Source organism: Gilliamella sp. Lep-s35 (assembly GCF_009795845.1).
Classification (GTDB): Bacteria; Pseudomonadota; Gammaproteobacteria; order Enterobacterales; family Orbaceae; genus Gilliamella.
In genome coordinates this window covers 91,369-97,628 of sequence record NZ_WTEX01000008.1, presented here as the reverse complement: position 1 = coordinate 97,628, position 6,260 = coordinate 91,369, and the positions used below count along the sequence as shown (strand labels likewise).

Sequence of the window (6,260 nt, the reverse complement as noted above, 5' to 3'; positions counted from 1 at the left end):
TTTTAGTCCGTAGACTTTTATCTTTTGTCTCGCAAGTGCCCACACAGATTGTCTGTTTCTTCTTTTTAAAGAGCTGACAGCTTTTAATTAACCCAACATTTCGCTGTTTTACTTCGCTGTCTCAAGGGTTGCGTATACTACGCTAACCTTTTTTATTCGTCAAGATCTTTTTTTAAAATTTTTGATCTTGCCTACCGACCTTATTCACCGTCTGCTTGTCGCTGACTGCGTGTCAGTGGGTGCGCATTATAGGGCCTTAAAAAAATCATGCAAGCGTTAATTGCAATTTTTTTTCTATTTGCGTTTTATTTGTTCAAATCTTTATGTTCTATACATTTGACATAAATAAAATAAGCGTAATTTGCTATAGAAAAAAACAATTTATTAACTTAATTTATATGAAAATATGAAGAATCTCATATTTTTAACATGGATCTAGAACATTAATTTATATTCTAAATTTAATAAAAATATTTCAAAACACCAAATCAATTAATAAGATATCTAACGAATTGCGCCAATAAGGTATTTTGCTTTATTTTTGAAAAGTAGTGTTATTATTTTAGCAATACTGACACTTACGATTAAAGTTAACACTAAAAAGATTACAGCCCCTAATGATGCTAACCAACCATTGTCGGTTTTGATTACATAACCTAGAGGAGAAATATACAGTAGCTGTTCAAGTTCTAAAACAATAATTTCATGAATAAAATAGATAGGAAAACTAATATTTGCCATATAAGACAAAAATTTATAAATTCGTCCTTCATTAATCTTATGATTCAATTTATCTAAAAAGTAAAGTGCTAAGATAAATAAAATGATTTTTTGTAATGTATCGTAATAAAGTTTTTCAACAATTAAGTGGTTCATATAACGATAAGCAAATGGAATCCAAAAGCATAAACAAAAAAAGAATATAACCAAAAATAAATTACTTTTTACAGATTTCATAATGGTTTGATAGTTTTGTTTTATCATCATACCCGTTAAATAAACAGGACCATAATGCAATAAATTTAAAAAGGGTTTAGTGAAATCAGGCTTAGTAAACATAACTACCCAAAACATAGCAATCAAACCAGCTATAATTAAACTCTTTTTCGATAAAAAATATAATAAAGGAGCCATTAAGTAGATAATGATGATCATCGGTATAAACCATAATGGCAATAGTTGTGTTCCTGTCAACATCATTTTAGTTATTGCGCTAATTATGTTAGTTTCAGTTGACGAATACCAAGGTAAACTTGATAAATATTGATAATGAAAAAATATAAAACAGAAAATAGATATTGAAATGTAAGGACATACAACCGTCTTAAATTTTGATAAATAATATGTTTTAGTATCAAATTTGTATGTTAGATGTTGAAATAAAAAACCGGCAATTAATACAAAAAATGTCGTAAAATTAAATGCAAATAGATTCAAGAAAGAAAATAAATAACTGTTAGTAATTAAGTTGGTGTTTTTAAATACACCTAAGCAGTGACTAAAAACAATCATGATAATTGCAACGCCACGTAAAATATGAATCGAATGAATTTTTTGCGGTTTTTCTGTTACCATTTTAGATACTGTAAATAATGAAATAAATTAGCATACATTATCACATTTCTCTGTGACTGAAACTATAATTATAAAAATAAATCCCCAAACAAATTAAAAATAAAATATCATTTAAAATCAACTAATTAAATCCATCACTTCAATCTAATTTTCTAGCCAATTTCTTAATAGCAAACGAGCAAATAGGAATAATATCACGGTTTTCTTGTTGTAATCGTCTTACTACAATGTCTAATAAATTATCAGCAATACCTTGCCCTCGATAAGCAGGATTAACATAGGTATGATTAATAGTAGCTTTATCTTTTCCTAACCTTGTAAAAGTTATTTCAGCTATCTCTTTATTATTGGCATCACAAACATAAAAACGATCATTAGCTTCTAAAAAATGTAACGACATAAAAATACCTATATCATAATAGTTAATTATAACCATTTAATTAATAATAAATTTAGTATCAAATAATTTTAGAAAAATAAAAAAATAGGTAGCCATTGTTAACATTTCATTTCCAACAACTCACCTATAATAAAACAATTAAATCTTTCTCAATTAAGGTTATATTTTAATCACAATTAGTATTTAAAATAATCGTTTAGCAGTATTATATAGTTCTATATCAAATGAACGCTTCATATTATTGATAGCTTCGATGATATCGTGGTGCACTAACTTACCATTTTGTACACCTACACTTCTACCTGCATGACCTTCAAGTAATAATTGAACCGCATAAGCCCCCATACGTGACCCTAAAATACGATCATAAGGCACTGGTGAACCACCTCGTTGAACATGCCCTAAAATTGTTGCACGAGTTTCGTGATGGACTGCAGCTTCAATATCAGCAGCTAGTTTGTTTACATCACACATATGTTCTGTAACCGCTACAATTGCATGTTTTTTACCTTTCGCAAAGCCAAGTTTAATTTCTTCAATTAGATCTTCTTTAGTATAAGAAACTTCAGGAATAATCATAAACTCACAACCGCCAGCAACAGCAGCATTTAAAGTTAAATCGCCACAATCTCGCCCCATAATCTCAATAACTGATATACGGTTATGCGAAGAACAAGTATCACGTAATCTATCAATTGCTTCAACAGCCGTACTAAGTGCAGTAAAATAACCAATAGTGTAATCGGTACCACGAATATCGTTATCAATAGTGCCCGGTAAACCAATACATGGAAAACCTTCTTCAGTTAACCGCATGGCCCCCATATATGAACCATCACCACCAATAACAACTAAAGCATCAATTTGATGTTTTTTCAAATTAGCGATGGCTTTTTGTCTTACGGCTTTATCTTTAAACTCTGGAAATCTGGCTGAGCCAAGAAATGTACCACCACGGGTAATGATATCAGACACACTTGAACGCGCTAACTGAATGATACGGTCTTCACAAAGCCCCATATAACCATCATAAATACCAAAAACATCCAATCCTTCTGTTAATGCAGTTCTTACCACTCCTCGAATAGCAGCATTCATTCCTGGAGCATCGCCACCACTGGTTAAAATACCTATTTTTTTTATCATATAAAATAACTCCAAATGATTAACTTTTCGTTATTATAGAGCCTTAACAGATATCTAACAATAGAAGATTAATCGCCATTTTGATTGTTTTTTCTGCTACATCATTTCGTCTGGTACAACAGAAATGGGATCTTGATGAATAATAACAGTTGCTGGTGAAAACTGCTTTGAAATTTGCTTTTCAATAGAATCGGCAATAGCATGGGCTTTAATTAAAGGCATATTATCATCAAGTTCTATATGCAATTGGATGAATTTAACAGGGCCTGCCTGCCTCGTTTTTAAATCGTGAAAACCGTAAACCTCTGGATACTGACTAATAATTTCTGCAATCAATATATTATCGCTTTCAGGTAATGCTCTATCAAGCAAATCTTGAATAGCATTATAGGCAATATGAAAAGCATTATAACAAATATATAAAGCAATAAAGCATGCAAATATTGCATCAGCATAGGTAATACCATACCAACTAAAACAAAGAGCAACTATAACGGTAATATTCAGCAAGAGATCAGAAGAATAATGTAACATATCAGCTTGAATAGCATTACTTTTAGTAATTTTGATAACGTGCCTTTGGTATAAAACAAGAACACATGTAATTGCAGCAGAAATTGTCGAAACAGCAATTCCTAGCAAAGGAAACTGTAGTTCACTTGGCTGAATAAAAGATCGAATACTAGAAAATAATAAAATTATTGCAGAACCAATAATAAACGCACTTTGTGATAATGCTGCTAAAGGTTCTGCTTTACCATGGCCAAAGGTATGCTCATCATCTGCAGGTTTTAACGCATAACGAACTAAAAAATAATTAAAACCAGAAGCAATTAAATCAATACTTGAATCCAATAATGAAGCAAGCAAACTTATTGAACCTGTTAACCAACAAGTAATAAATTTAACTAAAATGAGAAAAATAGAAATTAAAACAGCACTTAATGTTGCTCTTTTAACTAATTTTTCATACAAATGTGAATTTGACATTTAGAGCCTATTTATTGATAGGTTTCAATCCCCAATGGAAGAACCAGCTGCTGAGCAACCTCAGCAGCCTTTGCTCGTCCTAGCAAAACCTCAATAATTTTTAAAGCAAAATCAATAGAGGTTGCAGGCCCTTGGCTAGTAATGACTTTATTTTGTTCATCAAAATAAACTCTATCATCTTTCCAATTCTGAAATGCCTCTTTAGTAGTTGGGTAACCAGTCATATTAGCATTAGGAAACAAATTATGATGTTGTAAAACCATAGCAGGAGAAGCACAGATTGCTGCAACAATTCCCCCTTTTTGATGTGTTTGTTTTAATTTTTCAATCAACAATGGGCAATCACGAAAATTTTCAGCGCCTTTCAAACCACCTGGCAAAATAACAATTTCAAAATCAATGTGTTGAATATCTAAAAGCGTTTTTTTAGCTAAAATTGTTACTCCCCGAGAACATTCAACCTCACGAGAGTTTGATATGCTAGCGGTAGTAACATTAATACCCGCTCGAGTTAATAAATCAATTGTTGTTACCGCTTCTGTTTCTTCGCAGCCATCTGATAAAAATACCAATGCTTGCTTTGTCATTACTTCGTTCCTTTTAAACAAACAACTTAATCATTTTTAGTTTGATGAAGTTTATTTTACTCTTTCAATATTAGCGCCTAATTTTCTTAGTTTAGCCTCAATATTGTCATAACCACGATCAATATGATAAATGCGATCAACCGTTGTTAAACCTTCAGCAATACAACCGGCTAAAACTAAACTTGCTGATGCACGCAAATCCGTTGCCATCACTTGTGTACCACTTAGCATTTCAACGCCGTGAGTAATTAGAGTATGGCCTTCAATTTCGGCCTTAGCTCCCATCCGAATTAGCTCAGGTACATGCATAAATCGATTTTCAAAAATCGTTTCTTTAATAATTCCTGTACCTTCGGCAACCATATTCAATAATGAAAATTGTGCTTGCATATCAGTGGGGAATCCTGGATGTGGAGCCGTATGAATATTGACAGCTTTTGCTCGTTTTCCTTGCATATCTAAACAAACCCAATCTTCGCCAACTTCAATTTTAGCTCCAGCTTCCTTTAATTTCGAAAGCACTGCATCAAGCAAAGTTGGATCAGTTTTTCGACAAGTGATTTTACCTTTAGATATAGCTGCAGCAACTAAAAAAGTTCCCGTTTCAATACGATCAGAAACGATCTCATGAATGCCACCACCTAAACGTTCAACCCCTTCAATCTCTATGCGCATTGTGCCCGCACCGGTAATTTTAGCACCTAGCATATTTAAAAATTTAGCTGTATCAACAATTTCGGGTTCGCAAGCTGCGTTTTCAATGATAGTTTTACCCTCAGCTAACGTTGCTGCTGACATAATGGTAACTGTCGCTCCAACACTGACTTTATCCATAACAATATGAGCACCTTTTAGGCGTCCATTTACCGATGCTTTTACATAACCGTCATCGAGTTTAATTGTCGCCCCTAATTGCTCAAGACCAGTAATATGAAGATCAACAGGTCTGGCACCAATAGCGCAACCACCAGGCAATGAAACTTGACCTTGCCCAAAACGAGCAACAAGTGGACCTAAAGCCCAAATTGAAGCACGCATGGTTTTAACTAACTCATAAGGTGCACAGTAGTTATTAAGGTGACTTGCATCAAGATGAATAAAATCATTTCTTTCACATTTTACGCCTAACTGGCTTAGCAATTCTAATGTTGTGTCAATATCTTTCAGCTTGGGAACATTTCGAAGCTCTACTGGTTTTTCAGCCAAAATTGCAGCAAATAAAATTGGTAGCGCAGCATTTTTTGCGCCAGAAATAACCACTTCACCATTTAACGCGGTTGGGCCTGTTACATGAAACTTTTCCATTATTAACTCTTATAAATTATTATGTTTGATAAATTATCGAACATTATAGAAGTTATTTATAAATAGATAAATGAATTTCATGAAAAATTGAAACACTAATTATTAACCAGAATTCATTTTAGCCATATATAGGACAACATCGCGTGGTTTACACTTCATAGTTAAAATAATTCGCTAAAAACGCATGAGGCGTTTGAGCTTTTGTTTCTCTCTTTTGAGTCGCTAAATACTGGCTAATTATATAACTTACCATTAAC

General features: G+C 32.7%; 6 protein-coding genes. All 6 read right to left on the bottom strand.

All coding sequences use genetic code 11. From position 1 onward, the window contains the following. Positions 1–504 precede the first annotated feature (504 nt). The 6 genes from GQ590_RS05460 to murA all read right to left on the bottom strand — a co-directional run bounded on the left by GQ590_RS05460 (position 505) and on the right by murA (position 6,003). Complete coding sequence (locus tag GQ590_RS05460; protein ID WP_160405783.1) at positions 505–1,575, bottom strand: acyltransferase; 1,071 nt, start codon at positions 1,573–1,575, stop codon at positions 505–507. Positions 1,576–1,714: 139 nt separating this feature from the next. Then, positions 1,715–1,975, bottom strand: coding sequence for a GNAT family N-acetyltransferase (locus GQ590_RS05455; protein ID WP_160405782.1), 261 nt, complete (start codon positions 1,973–1,975; stop codon positions 1,715–1,717). Between the two features lie 183 nt (positions 1,976–2,158). After that, on the bottom strand, positions 2,159–3,121 hold the full coding sequence (pfkA, locus tag GQ590_RS05450) for a 6-phosphofructokinase (RefSeq protein WP_160405781.1): 963 nt from the start codon (positions 3,119–3,121) through the stop codon (positions 2,159–2,161). A 96-nt stretch (positions 3,122–3,217) separates the two neighbouring features. Further along, positions 3,218–4,111, bottom strand: coding sequence for a cation diffusion facilitator family transporter (locus tag GQ590_RS05445; RefSeq protein WP_160405780.1), 894 nt, complete (start codon positions 4,109–4,111; stop codon positions 3,218–3,220). An 11-nt stretch (positions 4,112–4,122) separates the two neighbouring features. Beyond that, the gene (gene yajL / locus GQ590_RS05440) at positions 4,123–4,698 is read right to left on the bottom strand and encodes a protein deglycase YajL (RefSeq protein ID WP_160405779.1); all 576 of its coding nucleotides are present in this window, start codon (positions 4,696–4,698) and stop codon (positions 4,123–4,125) included. A 51-nt stretch (positions 4,699–4,749) separates the two neighbouring features. After that, entirely contained in the window at positions 4,750–6,003 is a 1,254-nt protein-coding gene (murA, locus tag GQ590_RS05435; protein WP_160405778.1) for a UDP-N-acetylglucosamine 1-carboxyvinyltransferase, read from the bottom strand. Positions 6,004–6,260 lie beyond the last annotated feature (257 nt).